Here is a 15224-nt window from a genome sequence, read left to right as displayed (position 1 = left end):
ATGAAAACCTTGCGCATCGGTTCCGGTGCCGGCTATTCCGGCGACCGTATCGAACCCGCCGTGGAACTGGCTGAACAGGGCGATCTGGATTACCTGGTCTTCGAATGCCTGGCCGAACGTACGATTGCCCTGGCGCAACAGGCGCGGATCACGGATCCCGACGGCGGCTATGACCCGCTGCTCAGTGAGCGCATGCGCCGTGTATTGCCGTTTGTGGGGGAGGGCGCCGGGCGTCGCCGCCTGCGGGTGGTCACCAACATGGGCGCGGCCAACCCGGTGTCGGCGGCGATTGAAGTGCGGCGCATCGCCAGCGAGCTGGGCCTGCGCCTCAAGGTGGTCGCGGTGGTGGGCGACGATGTCTTGGCTGCGTTGCAGCCCGAGCAAGTGCTGGATAACGGCCAGACCGTCGGTTCACTCGGCGAACGGCTGATATCCGCCAATGCTTACCTGGGCGTGGACGGCATCCTTGAAGCCCTGCGCGCCGACGCCGATGTGGTAATTACCGGACGTGTCGCCGACCCGTCGCTGTTCCTCGCGCCGCAGATGTTCGAGTTCGGCTGGGCCGCGGATGACTGGCAGCGCTTGGGTCGCGGCACGTTAGTTGGACATTTGCTCGAATGCGCCGGGCAAGTCAGTGGCGGCTATTTTGCCGACCCGGGCTTCAAAGATGTGGATGACCTGGCGCGCCTGGGATTCCCCTTGGCCGAGATCAATGCCGAGGGCGAAGCGCTGATCACCAAGGTTGCAGGCTCAGGTGGACGGGTCAGCCGTGCGACCTGCACCGAGCAACTGATTTATGAAGTGCATGATCCAGCGGCGTATTTGACCCCTGATGTGACCGCCGATTTTTCCCAGGTGGGTTTTGTCGAGGAAGCGGTTGATCGTGTGCGCGCCCAAGGCGCCGCGGGTCGCGCGCGACCTGAACAGTTGAAGGTCAGCGTGGGCTATCTGGATGGCTGGATCGGCGAAGGGCAGATGTCCTACGGCGGCCCCGGCGCCGTCGCACGGGCTCAATTGGCGCGGGATGTCGTACTCAAGCGTCTGGCGTTAACCGGCGTGAAGATGCAGGACGTGCGCGCCGAGCTGATCGGCATGGACTCGCTCCACGGCCCGCGCAGCAGTGTCGAACCTTGGGAAGTGCGCTTGCGCGTCGCGGCTCGATGCGAGGAGCGTGGCGAAGCGGTACGGATCGGCAATGAAGTGGAAACCCTCTACACCAACGGCCCGTCCGGCGGCGGCGGTGCCAGTAAAAGCGTGCGCCAGGTGGTGGCGGTGGCGTCATTACTGCTGCCGCGAGGCGCGGTCAATCCGAGGATCGAAGCATGAAACTGCACACGCTGGCCCACTCCCGGACCGGGGACAAGGGCGACACCTCGAACATCTCGATCATTGCTTATCGCGCCGAGGATTACCCGTTGCTGTGTGAACAGCTCACGGCCGAACGCGTGACCGAGTTCTTTGCCGGCCTGCTGGAACCGGGTGCTGCGCCGGTGCGGCGCTATGAATTGCCCACTGTCCAGGCGCTGAACTTCGTCTTGCCGGGGATCCTGCGCGGTGGCGTGACCCGCTCCCTGGCGCTGGATGCCCATGGCAAATGCCTGGGCTCGGCGCTGCTGGATGTTGACTTGGTAATCTGAACTCAAAGTGGGAACGGGCTTGCTCGCGAATGCGCTGTGTCAGTCGATAGATTAATTGACTGATCCGCCGCTTTCGCGAGCAAGCCCGCTCCCACATTCGATCTTCAGTGTTTGTCAGACCGCGGCGAAGCGCTTGTCCAGGTAGTCGATGATGACCTTGGAGTCATACATCCAAGTGGTCTGGCCGTTTTCTTCGATGCGCAGGCACGGCACTTTGATCTTGCCACCTTGCTCCAGCAGGGTCTGGCGGTCCTGCTCGTTGTTTTTCGCATCCTTGAGCGCCACCGGCACATTCAGGCGGTGCAGGGTGCGGCGAGTCTTCACACAGAACGGGCAGGCGTGGAATTGATACAGGGTCAGGCCCTTGGCCGCTTCGTTGACCTGTGCCTGTTGTTCGGCGGGGCGCTGCTTTTTACGCGGACGGGTAAGGAAGTCGCCCGCGATGATGACGTGGCCGAGGCCCACTCGAAGTGCTTTGACGAACATGGCTGAAACCTCTTGCCCATGAAGAAGGGGCCGCAGCTTACCTGATTTCTGCAGGCGAAAAAAAACCGGCGATGAACGCCGGTTTTTTCCTACTCAGACGATTACTTGATCAGGCTGAGGAATTCGCTGCGGGTGGCCGCGTTTTCGCGGAACTCACCCAGCATCACCGAGGTGATCATCGAGGAATTCTGTTTCTCGACACCGCGCATCATCATGCACATGTGCTTGGCCTCGATCACGACGGCCACGCCCAGGGCACCCGTCACTTGCATCACCGCATCGGCGATCTGGCGACTGAGGTTTTCCTGGATCTGCAGGCGGCGCGCGTACATGTCGACAATCCGCGCAACCTTCGACAGGCCCAGCACTTTGCCGCTCGGGATGTAGGCAACGTGCGCCTTGCCGATAAACGGCAGCAGGTGGTGTTCGCACAACGAATACAACTCGATGTCCTTGACCAGCACCATTTCGCTGTTGTCAGAGCTGAACAAGGCACCGTTGGTGACTTCTTCCAGGGTCTGTTCATAGCCGCGGCAAAGGTACTGCATCGCCTTGGCGGCACGCTTTGGCGTGTCGAGCAGGCCCTCGCGGGAAACGTCCTCGCCGAGTTGGCCGAGGATCGCGGTGTAATTCTGTTCCAGGGACATGAAACTACCTGTGGGATTTTCGCAAAGCGCAAGGTTACGGTGGCGGGCACATCGCTGCAAGCCTGACGATGGCACTTGTTACTCGTCACGCCCTTCCATCATGGTGCGCTTGAGCATCACATACACCGCCCCCGCGCCGCCGTGGCGGGCCTGGCAGGAGGTGAAGCCGAGTACCTGGGTGTGCTGGCGCAGCCAGGTGTTGACGTGGCTTTTGATCATCGGACGCTTGCCGTCCAGTCGCACAGCCTTGCCGTGGGTGACGCGCACGCAGCGGATTTCAAATTTGGTGGCTTCGGCAAGGAAGGCCCACAGGGTTTCGCGGGCTTTTTCCACGGTCATGCCGTGCAGGTCGAGGCTGCCTTCGAACGGGATCTGGCCGGCCTTGAGCTTGCGCATCTGGCTTTCCTGCACGCCGTCGCGGGCCCACATGAGTTCGTCTTCGGGGCCGACATCGATCACGAACTGGTCCGACAGGCCATCCACGGTGGTGGCGTCGGTGCGCACGGTTGCAGCCTGGCGCAGTTTGGCGATCTGCGCCCGGTCGGCCTTGGGTTTGCCGGTGTCGGCGCGGTCGTGCTTGATCGGCTTGACGCCGCGCAGCTCGTTTTTGAACAGGGAAAAATCGTCGTCTTGCATGTCAGCCTCCGCGAAGGGCGGGCAGTTTACCTAAATCGCGGCGGCCAGGGCGCAGGAAACGCTATCCAAGCGCCATCAGTCGTGCTTTTTCATCAGGTGTGAAGCGATGTTCAGCGACAACGGCTGACGCATCTTCCGACGGCTGCGACGCCACAACCAGACGCCCAGCCACAGCACCAGCAGGCCAATGACCGCCAAGATCGCCGAGCCACCGGGGCTGGCATTCAGTTCGCCAAGGGCCGGCGAGTGACCGAATAAACCAGCGGCACCCGCACCCGCCAGCAGCACACCAACAATCGCCAGCAGCGCGGCAATGCCGGCCACCAGGCGCAGACGCCAGTTGCTCGGGCCCTTGGGGCGCAAGCGACGAGCATCAAAACCATCGGATATCTTCATTCCGACCTTTCCTCCAGGGTATCGGCCCTTCGACCGGAAGATACACAGGTTGTTCCTGTACCCGAGGTAATTGCAGCAAATGACAGGCATTTGCAGATGAGCGGGACATAAAACACGCCGCGCCGCTCATCCCATGGGTCGATCAGATCAGATCTTTGGTCAACGCGAGGGTCGCGAAGTTGTCGGCCATGATGGCCATTTCGGTCTGTTGCACGTGCTCGGCGCTGAGGATGCCGCCCTTGTAGGGCAGGTCGCGTGTCGCGCAGGCGTCTTCCACCAGGGTGCAGCGAAAGCCCAGGTTCTTGGCGGCGCGCACGGTGGTGCTGACGCTGGAGTGACTCATGAAACCGCAGACGATCAGGTCCAGGGAGCCAAGGTCCTGCAGGTGTTTTTCCAGGCCAGTGCCGTGGAACGCGCTGGGCAGCAGTTTGTCGATGATGGTCTCGTCGCCGACAGGTTCCAGGCCGGGAATGAATTCGCCGCGCTCGCCTTGCGGGTCGAACAGCCCGCCAACGGTGCCCAGGTGACGCACATGCACGATCGGGCGCCCGGCGTTGCGTGCGGCAGCGGCCAGTTGCTGGATGTTGGCGACCGCCGCGTCCATGCCCGAGAGGGCGAGCGGGCCGCTGAGGTATTCCTTCTGGGCATCGATGATCACGAGGGTCGCATGGCCAAGGTTGGCTGCCGCATAACCACGACCGCTGAGTTGAAACATCGTCTTTGGAACGGACATTCTGGGGGCTCCTGTGAGGGGGGCTTTTGTGACATTGTCCACTGGCTGAGCGGTTCTGTGAATCGCTACCATCGTAAGGTACGCCGTTGTTGACGTGCAGCCATGTCAAGTGGGCGGCTTGTTTAACCGAATGATGGCAATTTGGATGAAATCCGACGTATGGCCGGGGCTTTTCGTACATCGTCGGTACAGGCGAAGGCTGTTAGAATCGCCAGTCGTTTTTTCCAGGAGTCTGCCCCCGTGATCACTTCCCGCCTGCGCACCTTGCGCGACCACATCCGTTGGGCTGTCAGCCGTTTCCATGGGGAAGACCTGTTTTTTGGCCATGGCACCGACAACGCCTGGGACGAAGCCCGGCAATTGGTGCTCGGCGCCTTGCACCTGCCGTGGGAAATCGCCGACAGCTACCTGGATTGCAATCTGGAAGAAGAGGAAATCTCCCACGTGCAGCGCTTGCTGCATCGACGTATCCACGAGCGCGTGCCTACCGCCTACCTGCTGAAAGAGGCCTGGTTCTGCGGTATGTCGTTTATCGTCGACGAGCGCGTGCTGATCCCGCGTTCACCGATTGGCGAACTGATCGAAAACCGCTTCGAACCCTGGCTGGCCCAGCCACCGGCGCGCATCCTCGACCTGTGCACCGGCTCCGGTTGCATCGGCATTGCCTGTGCCTACGAGTTCCAGGACGCCGAAGTGGTGCTGGGCGACTTGTCCTTCGAAGCGCTTGAGGTGGCGAACCAGAACATCGAGCGCCATGGTGTCGACGAGCGCGTCTACACCGTGCAGGGCGACGGCTTCGACGGCCTGCCGGGCCAGCGCTTCGACCTGATCGTGTCGAACCCGCCGTATGTGGATGCCGAAGACTTCGCCGACATGCCGGACGAATACCAGCACGAACCGGAGCTGGGCCTGGCCTGTGGCGATGATGGCTTGAACCTGGTGCGGCGCATGCTGGCCGAAGCGGCAGACCACCTGACCGAGAAGGGCTTGTTGATTGTCGAAGTGGGCAACAGCCAGGTGCACGTCGAGGCGCTGTATCCGGAAGTGGACTTCGCCTGGCTGGAGTTCCAGCGCGGTGGCCACGGGGTGTTCATGTTGACGGCCGAGCAGTGCCGCCAGCATCAAGCGGTCTTTGCCGCTCGGGTGTGAAGCACGCCCTGTAGGCGCCCAGCGTGCCGGCGATGGCTCTCTTGAGGCCACCATCGCCGGCAAACCGGGCGCCTACAGTTGCATTACCGGTGAGTGGCAATCCAGATCAACAACCCCGCCTGAAACACGGTAAACGCCACCAGGCAAGTAATCGTGAAGCGCAAGCCGCTGTCTTCGCGCTTGAACTTGGTGACCTTTTCTTCTTCCTTGCGCAGCTTCACTTCCTGCTCCGCCAGGTTCTGCTCGGCCTGTTGCAGCATCTGCGCGGCTTCGAGAATTTCCACGAACTGCACTTTCTCGGTGTTCCAGCTGTCGAGCACGTCGCTGACCTTGCCCGGCTGCACGTTGCCCTTGAGGTGCTGCACATCGGCGTAAGCCACATCAAACCCCTGGATGCGCAGGAAGTGATCGCGGCGCAGGCGTGTGGATTCGTTGAGGGCGTCCTTGTTGGCCAGGTCGACGCCGTCGACGCGGTAGTGTGACCACTTCTTCTTCGCCCAGGCGGCGCCTTGGGCCACCAGGAAGCGACCGATGCCACGGTTGGCCGGTTCGATTTCCAGGCTGTTGCCCGGGCCGAAGTGCACGCGGTGCGTGTCATGGTCGACCCAGATATCCAGATGGTTCTGCTCACGGCGCACGCGCTGCCCCGGCAGTTGGATGACCATGCGCAACAGGCTATGGCGTTTGTCGTGGCGCTCGGCATAGCCGAACTGCACGAACCGCAATGGCCGCACGCCTGTGGCGCGGTCGGTAGCCAGCGGCGCCAGGCGCAGCATCTTGAAATGCTCGGCCTGAACATCCGCCCACGGCAGGGGCGCCGCGTCGACGGCCTCGGTTTTTTCAGCCGGGGTGTCGGCGATTGGTTCCGGTGTTGCTTCAGTGGTTGTCATGCGGCGCGATCCTGTCCAAGCCCAGCGAGTCGACAGTCTTTTTGCTGTCGACTCAGGGCTTATCGGCCGGTTTCTGCAGGACTGGAGGCAAATTGTCGCTTAACGGGGTTGAAGTCCGTCGATAAAGCGCACCAGGCGGCTGCCCAACTCGGCGGCGAGCGGCAGTTGCGGGTCATTGTAGGAGGCCAATTGCTGCTTTACGTCATTGGGCACGATGCGCATCACGTGGTTCATGCCTTCGATCACCGTCAATTGCGCGTCGGGCTTGGCGTTTTTCAGTTGGCGGGCATCGTCGACGCCGACCTGGATGTCGTTGGTGCCCTGGATGATCAGCGCCGGCATGTTCAGCTTGGCGAAGGCCGCCGACGGGTCGGCGCGGAACAGGCTGATCAGATACGGCTGCACGCTGGGACGGAAAATACCCTCCAGCGGGCCAGGCACATCGGCATCCACCTGGCCGGCCTTGAGGTGATCAAGGATTTCATTGCTGCGCAGCAACAGGGCAGGGGGCAGGTGGTCGGCCAGTTGCTGGCGGATCACCTGGTCGACCGGCCGCGCGCTGCCGGACAGCGAGATCACCCCGGCCGGGTCCAGTTGCGGTGCCGCCAGGGCAGCCACCAATGCGCCTTCACTGTGGCCCAGCAGGATCAGCGGGCCCATGCGTTCATCGGCCTTGAGCTGCTTGCCCCAGGCCACGGCGTCCGCCACATAGGCATCCAGGGTCAGGTTGCGTTCATCCGGGGTGGCGGCCAGGCTCGCGGCCACACCGCGCTTGTCGTAGCGCACGCTGGCGATGTTGTGCCGCGCCAGCACCCAGGCCAGGCGCTTCAGGCTGTCGTTGCGTGCGCCGTCGGCACTATTGCCGTTGCGGTCGGTGGGACCGGAGCCGGCGATGATCAACACCACCGGTACCGGCTTGTCGGATTTGGGCAACAGGAGCGAGCCAAACAGCTCGCCGCTGCCGGTGTCCAGGCTGATGGGCCGTTGCAGGACGACAGGGGAGGCGGCGAAGCCAAGGCTGGAAAACAGGGTGAGGGTCAAAAGCAGAACTCGCAGCATCATCGCGCCATCATTGGGAAGGTGCCGGTTGGACCAACGTCTACCGGTAAGGTTTCGAGGATGAACTAGTGAGTTAGCCTGCGTATACTGGCCGCCTTAAGTTATTACGGTTGACTTGATTCAACTGATTTCACGGAGCGCTCTGCATGTCCGGCAATACCTTCGGCAAGCTGTTCACTGTCACCACCGCGGGCGAAAGCCATGGCCCGGCGTTGGTCGCCATTGTCGACGGCTGCCCGCCTGGCCTCGAGCTGTCCCTGGAAGACTTGCAGCGTGACCTCGACCGCCGCAAGCCCGGCACCAGCCGCCACACCACCCAGCGCCAGGAGCCCGACGAAGTCGAGATCCTCTCCGGCGTGTTCGAAGGCCGCACCACCGGCTGCGCCATTGGCCTGCTGATTCGCAACACCGACCAGAAGTCCAAGGACTACTCGGCGATCAAGGACCTGTTCCGCCCGGCTCACGCCGACTACACCTACCATCACAAATACGGCGAGCGCGACTACCGTGGCGGTGGCCGCAGCTCGGCCCGCGAAACCGCCATGCGCGTGGCCGCCGGCGCGATCGCGAAGAAATACCTGGCAACCCAGGGCATCGTCATTCGTGGCTACATGAGCCAGCTGGGCCCGATCGAGATTCCGTTCAAGACCTGGGACAGCGTCGAAGACAACGCCTTCTTCAGCCCCGACCCGGACAAGGTGCCGGAGCTGGAGGCCTATATGGACCAGTTGCGCCGCGACCAGGATTCCGTCGGCGCCAAGATCACGGTGGTCGCCGAAGGCGTCAAGCCGGGCCTGGGCGAGCCGATCTTCGACCGCCTCGACGCCGAGCTGGCCCATGCGTTGATGAGCATCAACGCGGTGAAAGGCGTGGAAATCGGCGCCGGTTTTGCCTGCGTGTCGCAGCGCGGCACCGAGCACCGTGATGAGCTGACCCCCGAAGGTTTCCTCAGCAACAACGCCGGCGGCATCCTCGGTGGTATTTCCTCGGGGCAGCCAATCGTTGCGCACCTGGCGCTCAAGGCCACGTCAAGCATCACCACGCCGGGCCGTTCGATCGATGTGCACGGCAACCCGGTGGATGTGATCACCAAGGGCCGCCACGACCCATGCGTCGGCATTCGCGCCACGCCGATTGCCGAGGCGATGATGGCCATCGTGCTGATGGACCACCTGCTGCGCAACCGTGGGCAAAACGCTGATGTACAGGTGACCACCCCGGTGCTGGGCCAGCTGTGACCGCCTGTAGGGGTGAGCGAGCTTGCCGTGGCAAGGGCGCTTGTTCGTGCCGGGCGGCGAAGCAGCCCCGGTAATGACCCCAGCCCTCCCGTACTGGCGCCTCTCCAGCTTCTACCTGTTCTACTTCGCCCTGCTCGGGGCGACGGCGCCGTTCCTGGCGCTGTATTTCGATCATCTCGGGTTCTCCAGCGCGCGCATCGGCGAGCTGGTGGCCATCCCCATGCTGATGCGCTGCGTGGCACCCAACCTGTGGGGTTGGCTCGGCGACTACACCGGTCGGCGCCTGGCCATCGTGCGCTTTGGCGCGGTGTGTACGTTGGCGAGTTTTTCGCTGATCTTCGTCAGCCACACCTACGCCTGGCTGGCCCTGGTGATGGCGCTGCATGCGTTCTTCTGGCACGCGGTGCTGCCGCAGTTTGAGGTGATCACCCTGGCGCACCTGCAAAAACAGACCTCGCGCTACAGCCAGATCCGCCTGTGGGGCTCCATCGGTTTTATCCTCACCGTGGTGATCATGGGCCGTCTGTTCGACTGGCTGAGCCTGGACATCTACCCGGTAGTCGTCGTGGTGATCATGGCCGGCATCATCGGTGCCAGCCTGTGGGTGCCGAATGCGCAACCCGCCAGCCACGGCAATCGCCTGGCCGGGGAGGGGTTCCTCAAGCAGTTACGCAGCCCTGGGGTACTGGCGTTTTATGCCTGCGTGGCGCTGATGCAAATGAGCCACGGCCCGTACTACACCTTCCTCACCCTGCACCTGGAACACTTGGGCTACAGCCGTGGCACGATCGGCATGCTGTGGGCGCTGGGAGTGGTGGCGGAGGTGCTGATGTTCCTCGGCATGAGCCGCATCCTCACGCGTTTTTCGCTGCGCCGGGTGCTGCTGGCCAGTTTCCTGCTGGCGGCCCTGCGCTGGTTGCTGCTGGGATCGTTTGCCGAGTACTTCTGGGTGCTGCTGCTGGCGCAGGTCATGCACGCCGCGACTTTCGGCAGCTTTCACGCGGCGGCCATCGCCTTTGTGCAACGCAGCTTCGGCGCTAGACAACAAGGCCAGGGCCAGGCGCTGTATGCCGCCCTGGCGGGTACCGGCGGCGCGTTGGGCGCGCTGTATTCCGGCTACAGTTGGAACCTGTTGGGGCCGACCCTGACTTTCAGCATCGCCAGCGTCGCGGCCCTGGCCGCCGCCGTTATCATCGGTCTTCGATTGCAAGAGCAGAACCAAGGAAACCCTCAATGAGCTATGTCGCCGTCTACCCCGTCACTTCACCGGATACCCCGAACAAGGTCCTGACCCATGCCGACGACATCGCCGCGATCCTCGCCGAGCACGGTGTGCGGTTCGAGCGCTGGCAGCCCGCACCCATCGAGCAGGGGGCCAGCGACGCGCAAATGATCGCGGCGTACCAGGCGCAGATCGACGCCTTGGGCTACGAGCGCGTGGACGTGTTCAGCGTCAGCGGCGACCACCCGCAAAAAGACTCACTGCGCGCGCAGTTCCTCGATGAGCGCCGTTACAGTGACGATGAAGTGCGCTTCTTTATCGCCGGCCAAGGCTTGTACACCCTGCACATTGGCGACTATGTGTACGCCATACGTTGCGAAAAGCATGACCTGCTGGTGATCCCGGCGGGTATTGCACACTGGTTTGATATTGGCGAGAACCCGCATCTGGTCACGCTGCGGCTGTTCAATAACGCTCAAGGCCAGGTACCCGCGTTCACGGGAGATGAGATCGCCCGACGTTTCCCCGGATTGGACGACTGATTGCGGCGAATTACAAACATCAACCCCGATGAGTTGTTAGTTGCTGTGGGAAGAAACTTAAATTCCTGTAAGGCCCGGCTGTTTGTTGCGGGCCCTACGCCTTAATACCATTCGTTATGTAACTCTCTGCGGCATCGATGTTTATATCACCTGTCAATAGGAGGAATCCGAATGCTGACAGGGCGTCCGCCAATAAAAGGGAGAGAACTTAATGATAGGCACAGAGGAGTCGTCACCGTACTGCGCGCCCGATGCCGTCAGGCGGCGGCTGAGCTTGTCCGGCAAGCCCTTGACCCCCACCGAGTTGGAGATCCTGCGCTGGGCCGCGGAAGGCAAGACGGTCTGGGAGATCAGCCAGATACGCAATACGTCCGAAGCCACGGTGAAATTCCACTTGCGCAACATCTACGGCAAGTTGGAGGTCACCAACCGCGTGCAGGCGATGAACGAGGCGGCGCGCCGAGGCCTGTGCTGAATCCATGAAAAAGGGCCGCAATGCTCAACGGCATTGCGGCCCTTTTTTTTTGGTTGCTTGCTCAGGCCGAATGGTAAGTCGGCAGGGCAAAACGGTTCTGGCTCTGCAGCATCGAGATCTGCGGCAACTCACTGGCTTGTTCGGCCAGGTCGCGGCGAATGGCGCTGATCACCCAAGTGAGTTGATCGGCGGTGTGCAGCTGCTGGTAGGAAATCGAACGCTTGACCTGTTTGCCTTCGCTGTTGCGCAGGGTCAACAGGATGCCGCCGTCGGGACGTGGCTGGGTGGTGACGTCGTAGTTGGAGAATACTGAAGCGAATTTATCTTGGATCAGGCTCATGTCTATCAGCTCCGTTGGCTCAAGTTGGCAAGCATGGAGTGATAGGTGCAGTGATTGTGCCAGCTACTGAATTTTAAAAATATCGTTATAAATCAGTAAGTTATAAAAAACGAGATTTTTCGTTTTCGTGCAATTTGCATGAATGGCCATCATGCATCCTGCATTTTGCGCTGCTCGACCCGGCGAATTGCGCGTGCCGTTATCCATAAAGACTGCCCGCACGCGGCTAAATTCCTTTTTTCAGCACGCGCCCCTCGGGATACAAAACTTTTCAAATCCCGCGTGTACAGCCGAAGAGGGGCTGACGTATTTTCCTTCAATGCATTCGGCCTTCTGCCTACAAGAGAGTCGGTGTTTCTGGATCATACGAAGAATAAGAAAAAGGACGTTCCTCCATGAGCCATCCGCAAAACGACATGATCACCTGGGGCATGATGCTGCGTAAGATGCCCTCCATCGTTCGAGCCCTGCCACGCGTGGTGCGCGGCATGCGTGCCGCCAACGTCACCGATCCCCAACAACCCTGCGGCCTGGGCTGGCACTTCGAGCAAGCGACCCTGCGCAACCCCGACGGCGCGGCGCTGTTGTATGGCGACCGCGTGCTCAGCTACCGCGAAGCCAACCGGCGCGCCAACCGTATCGCCCATCACCTGCAGGCCGAGGGCATCGGCAAGGGCGACGTGGTGGCGCTGTTTATTGAAAACCGCCCGGAACTGTTGCTGAGTGTGCTGGCCGTGGCCAAGCTCGGCGGCATCTGCGCGATGCTCAATACCGCGCAGACCCAGGGTGCGCTGGTGCACAGCCTGAACCTGGTGAGCCCGGTGGCGGTGGTGGTGGGCGCTGAGCTGGTAGCAGCCTATGACGCAGTACGTGAGCAGGTGCAGATCGAGGCCCGGCGTACCTGGTTTGTCGCCGACCAGCAACCCGCCGCCGTGCCCGAGGGCTACGTCGACCTGCTGGCCGCGAGCGCCGAGTGCGCGGAGGACAACCCCGCCAGCACTGCACAGATTTTCTTCAACGACCCATGCTTCTATATCTACACGTCCGGCACCACCGGCCTGCCCAAGGCCGGCATCATGAAGCACGGCCGCTGGACCAAGACCGCCGTGAGTTTCGGCAGCATCGCCCTGGACATGGGCCCGCAAGACGTCCTCTATTGCACGTTGCCGCTCTACCACGCCACCGGCCTGTGCGTGTGCTGGGGGTCGGCGATTATCGGCGCGTCGGGCTTTGCCATTCGCCGCAAATTCAGCGCCAGTCAATTCTGGGATGACGCGCGCAAGTTCAAGGCCACCACCCTCGGTTACGTGGGCGAGTTGTGCCGCTACCTGCTCGACCAGCCACCCAGCGGGCTCGATCGTGATAACCAGGTCACCAAGATGGTCGGCAACGGCCTGCGCCCCGGCGTGTGGGCGCAGTTCAAGGCGCGCTACGGCGTGGAGCATATCTGCGAGCTGTACGCGGCCAGCGACGGCAACATCGGTTTTACCAACGTGCTGAATTTCGACAACACCATCGGCTTCTGCCTGCAACACTGGGCGCTGGTGGACTACGCCCACGACAGCGGTGAGCCGATCCGGGGCGCCGATGGTTTCATGCGCAAGGTGCAAACCGGCGGGCAAGGCCTGTTGCTGGCGCGGATCGATGATAAATCGCCGTTCGACGGCTACACCGATCCGGAAAAGAACCGCAAGGTGATCCTCACCGACGTGTTTGAAAAGGGCGACCGCTACTTCAACACCGGCGATTTGTTGCGCAGCATCGGCTTCGGCCATGCGCAATTTGTCGATCGCCTGGGCGACACCTATCGCTGGAAAGGCGAAAACGTCTCCACCACCGAGGTCGAGAACGTCCTGCTGCAGCACCCGCAGATCGCCGAGGTAGTGGCCTATGGGGTCGAAATCGAAAACACCAATGGCCGCGCGGGCATGGTCGCCATCACTCCGAGCGAATCCCTGGCCTCACTGGACATGCGCGAGCTGCTGCAATTCGCCCATGGCCAACTGCCGCACTATGCGGTGCCACTGTTCCTGCGGATCAAGGTGAAGATGGAAACCACCGGCACCTTCAAGTATCAGAAAGTGCGGCTCAAGGAAGAGGCGTTTGACCCGGACAAGGCCGGCAATGACCCAGTGTACGCGTGGCTGCCGGGGTCCGACTGCTACGTGCCGGTGACCGGGCAGTTACTCGCGCAGATCCAGGGTGGGCAGTTCCGCTATTGATTCTGCCTATGGGCGCTTTTGACAAAAAAGCCATGACAGCTGGGAACTCCGTCGCGACACTGGCGCCTATTCAGTACCAGACACGGAGTTCCCACATGTCAGACCACGCCAAACAAATGACCGAAGACGAAGCCGCCGAATTTGCCGAGCAAGTCTTCGACGTGGCCCGCAAGGGCGATGCCGCCATGCTCGCCGCGCTGCTGGCCAAGGGCTTGCCGGCGAATTTTCGTAACCACAACGGCGACACCTTGCTGATGCTGTCCGCTTACCACGGCCACGCCGAAGCGGTCAAAGTACTGCTGGAATTCAAGGCCGACCCGCTGATCGCGAATGACAAGAACCAGTTGCCGATTGCCGGTGCGGCGTTCAAGGGCAATCTGCCGGTGGTCAAGGCGCTGATCGAAGGCGGCACGCCGGTCGAAGCGGCATCCTCCGATGGCCGCACCGCGCTGATGATGGCGGCGATGTTCAATCGCGTGGAAATGGTCGACTACCTGCTCAGCCAGGGCGCCAACCCCAAGACCACCGACGCCCAGGGCGCTACGGCACTGGCAGCGGCGCAGACCATGGGGGCCACGGATACGGCGGCGCAGTTGCAAAAACTGGTGTAGGCTGTGCGCCCTCGAAAACCAGCCCGCTACAGGATCACCCCATGAAAACCGCCCTCGTCGAACTCATCAGCAAAATCAGCGCCGGGGTCATGGGCGCAGACGAGGTGGCGCGCATCGCCGATGAAGCGGCCCAGGCCTACGCCGATCCGGTGGCCTTCCTGGCGGCCAACCCGGACATCAACTACGACGACACCTTCCCGATCCCGTTGGGCGAGTGGGTGGTGGTTGGCAGCCTGCCGGACACGGTGCTGTTCCAGGCCGATACCTATGGCGATCTGTTTGCGCAGATCGTCGCCTCGTTCGGCCCGGGTGTGGCGTTCAACCTCAAGCCCAAGCAGTTGGCCAAGACCGAGGCCCTGACCGCGCTCAATCGTATCCAGATCCAGATGAGCGCCCTGAGCCCGGAAGATGGCGGCTATGTGCTGCTGGATTTCAGCCAATTGCTCGATGATGAAATCCAGGCCGTGCTGGTCTACGGCAATGACCTGCCGCGCGTGCTCGAGTTGTGCGCTGAAGTCGGCATCAAGGCCGAGCCGTCCCTGGAAGCGTTGAAAGTCGGCGTACACGTCTGAAATAAAACGGAACCCCGGCCAGGGCTGACTATCCTACAAGTGCATGCCCTCACTTAGGAGCGACACCATGGGTTCCACTTTCAACGGCCTGATCGGCCTGATCATCCTGGCGCTGGATATCTGGGCGATCATCAACGTGTTCAAAAGCGGCGCGAGCACCGGGGCCAAGGTGCTCTGGATCCTGCTGATCCTGTTGTTGCCGGTACTGGGCCTGATCATCTGGGCAATCGCCGGGCCGCGCGGCAACGTGCGGATCTAAGCGCCTCACTCCCTCTGGAGTGGGCACGATAAAGGTGGGAGCGGGGGGGGGGGGGGGGGGGGGGGGGGGGGGGGGGGGGGGGGGGGGGGGGGGGGGGGGGGGGGGGGGGG

19 protein-coding genes are annotated in these 15224 nt (G+C 62.1%); 11 read left to right on the top strand and 8 right to left on the bottom strand.

The window, feature by feature from the left end; translation table 11 throughout:
- Positions 1 to 1326 carry an acyclic terpene utilization AtuA family protein gene (locus AC07SI_RS17730; RefSeq protein ID WP_495006198.1) on the top strand — a complete coding sequence of 442 codons (1326 nt, stop codon included), beginning with the start codon at positions 1 to 3 and terminating at the stop codon, positions 1324 to 1326.
- Positions 1323 to 1637 carry an AtuA-related protein gene (locus AC07SI_RS17725; RefSeq protein WP_106803065.1) on the top strand — a complete coding sequence of 105 codons (315 nt, stop codon included), beginning with the start codon at positions 1323 to 1325 and terminating at the stop codon, positions 1635 to 1637. Before AC07SI_RS17730 ends, AC07SI_RS17725 begins: the two co-directional genes overlap by 4 nt.
- A 114-nt stretch (positions 1638 to 1751) precedes the next feature.
- On the opposite strand, the gene AC07SI_RS17720 is transcribed toward AC07SI_RS17725, so the two are convergent.
- The 5 genes from AC07SI_RS17720 to AC07SI_RS17700 form a co-directional block, all read right to left on the bottom strand.
- Positions 1752 to 2123 carry a glutathione S-transferase N-terminal domain-containing protein gene (locus tag AC07SI_RS17720; RefSeq protein WP_065903382.1) on the bottom strand — a complete coding sequence of 124 codons (372 nt, stop codon included), beginning with the start codon at positions 2121 to 2123 and terminating at the stop codon, positions 1752 to 1754.
- A gap of 101 nt (positions 2124 to 2224) precedes the next feature.
- On the bottom strand, positions 2225 to 2770 hold the full coding sequence (gene folE / locus AC07SI_RS17715) for a GTP cyclohydrolase I FolE (RefSeq protein ID WP_003442011.1): 546 nt from the start codon (positions 2768 to 2770) through the stop codon (positions 2225 to 2227).
- Positions 2771 to 2848: 78 nt separating this feature from the next.
- Positions 2849 to 3406, bottom strand: a complete 558-nt coding sequence (locus tag AC07SI_RS17710) for a Smr/MutS family protein (protein ID WP_057721413.1) — start codon at positions 3404 to 3406, stop codon at positions 2849 to 2851.
- Between the two features lie 75 nt (positions 3407 to 3481).
- The gene (locus tag AC07SI_RS17705; protein ID WP_065903373.1) at positions 3482 to 3802 is read right to left on the bottom strand and encodes a hypothetical protein; all 321 of its coding nucleotides are present in this window, start codon (positions 3800 to 3802) and stop codon (positions 3482 to 3484) included.
- Positions 3803 to 3944: 142 nt separating this feature from the next.
- Complete coding sequence (locus tag AC07SI_RS17700) at positions 3945 to 4535, bottom strand: cysteine hydrolase family protein (protein ID WP_495006197.1); 591 nt, start codon at positions 4533 to 4535, stop codon at positions 3945 to 3947.
- Between the two features lie 240 nt (positions 4536 to 4775).
- Between AC07SI_RS17700 and prmB the strand changes: the two genes are divergently transcribed.
- Positions 4776 to 5684, top strand: a complete 909-nt coding sequence (prmB, locus tag AC07SI_RS17695; RefSeq protein ID WP_065903369.1) for a 50S ribosomal protein L3 N(5)-glutamine methyltransferase — start codon at positions 4776 to 4778, stop codon at positions 5682 to 5684.
- An 83-nt stretch (positions 5685 to 5767) separates the two neighbouring features.
- Here prmB and AC07SI_RS17690 read toward each other — a convergent pair whose 3' ends face one another.
- A complete protein-coding gene (locus tag AC07SI_RS17690) occupies positions 5768 to 6574 on the bottom strand; it encodes a hypothetical protein (protein WP_065903367.1) in 807 nt (268 codons plus the stop codon).
- Between the two features lie 99 nt (positions 6575 to 6673).
- A complete protein-coding gene (locus AC07SI_RS17685) occupies positions 6674 to 7636 on the bottom strand; it encodes an alpha/beta hydrolase (protein ID WP_065903365.1) in 963 nt (320 codons plus the stop codon).
- A 143-nt stretch (positions 7637 to 7779) separates the two neighbouring features.
- Here AC07SI_RS17685 and aroC point away from each other — a divergent pair, with 143 nt between their 5' ends.
- The 4 genes from aroC to AC07SI_RS17665 all read left to right on the top strand — a co-directional run bounded on the left by aroC (position 7780) and on the right by AC07SI_RS17665 (position 11110).
- Entirely contained in the window at positions 7780 to 8871 is a 1092-nt protein-coding gene (gene aroC, locus AC07SI_RS17680) for a chorismate synthase (protein ID WP_106803068.1), read from the top strand.
- Positions 8872 to 8944: 73 nt separating this feature from the next.
- Positions 8945 to 10108: an MFS transporter gene (locus AC07SI_RS17675; protein WP_120449291.1), complete on the top strand. Its 1164-nt coding sequence runs from the start codon at positions 8945 to 8947 to the stop codon at positions 10106 to 10108.
- Entirely contained in the window at positions 10105 to 10635 is a 531-nt protein-coding gene (locus AC07SI_RS17670; protein ID WP_495006196.1) for a 1,2-dihydroxy-3-keto-5-methylthiopentene dioxygenase, read from the top strand. Before AC07SI_RS17675 ends, AC07SI_RS17670 begins: the two co-directional genes overlap by 4 nt.
- A gap of 211 nt (positions 10636 to 10846) precedes the next feature.
- Positions 10847 to 11110, top strand: a complete 264-nt coding sequence (locus AC07SI_RS17665) for a response regulator transcription factor (protein WP_495006195.1) — start codon at positions 10847 to 10849, stop codon at positions 11108 to 11110.
- Between the two features lie 61 nt (positions 11111 to 11171).
- On the opposite strand, the gene AC07SI_RS17660 is transcribed toward AC07SI_RS17665, so the two are convergent.
- Positions 11172 to 11450, bottom strand: a complete 279-nt coding sequence (locus tag AC07SI_RS17660; protein ID WP_003172952.1) for a DUF3509 domain-containing protein — start codon at positions 11448 to 11450, stop codon at positions 11172 to 11174.
- A 395-nt stretch (positions 11451 to 11845) separates the two neighbouring features.
- On the opposite strand from AC07SI_RS17660, the gene AC07SI_RS17655 reads away from it, so the two are divergent.
- From AC07SI_RS17655 to AC07SI_RS17640, 4 genes are all read left to right on the top strand, one after another.
- Positions 11846 to 13672, top strand: a complete 1827-nt coding sequence (locus AC07SI_RS17655) for a long-chain-acyl-CoA synthetase (RefSeq protein WP_495006194.1) — start codon at positions 11846 to 11848, stop codon at positions 13670 to 13672.
- A gap of 95 nt (positions 13673 to 13767) precedes the next feature.
- Complete coding sequence (locus tag AC07SI_RS17650; RefSeq protein WP_065903353.1) at positions 13768 to 14283, top strand: ankyrin repeat domain-containing protein; 516 nt, start codon at positions 13768 to 13770, stop codon at positions 14281 to 14283.
- Positions 14284 to 14324: 41 nt separating this feature from the next.
- Positions 14325 to 14855 (top strand): hypothetical protein, encoded by a 531-nt coding sequence (locus AC07SI_RS17645; RefSeq protein ID WP_495006193.1) that lies wholly within the window; start codon positions 14325 to 14327, stop codon positions 14853 to 14855.
- Positions 14856 to 14922: 67 nt separating this feature from the next.
- Positions 14923 to 15114, top strand: coding sequence for a PLDc N-terminal domain-containing protein (locus tag AC07SI_RS17640; RefSeq protein WP_003172956.1), 192 nt, complete (start codon positions 14923 to 14925; stop codon positions 15112 to 15114).
- The last annotated feature ends 110 nt before the right edge of the window (positions 15115 to 15224 follow it).

Source organism: Pseudomonas sp. GW821-FHT05D12 (genome assembly GCF_059419825.1).
This window is presented reverse-complemented; position numbering and strand designations above follow the sequence as displayed.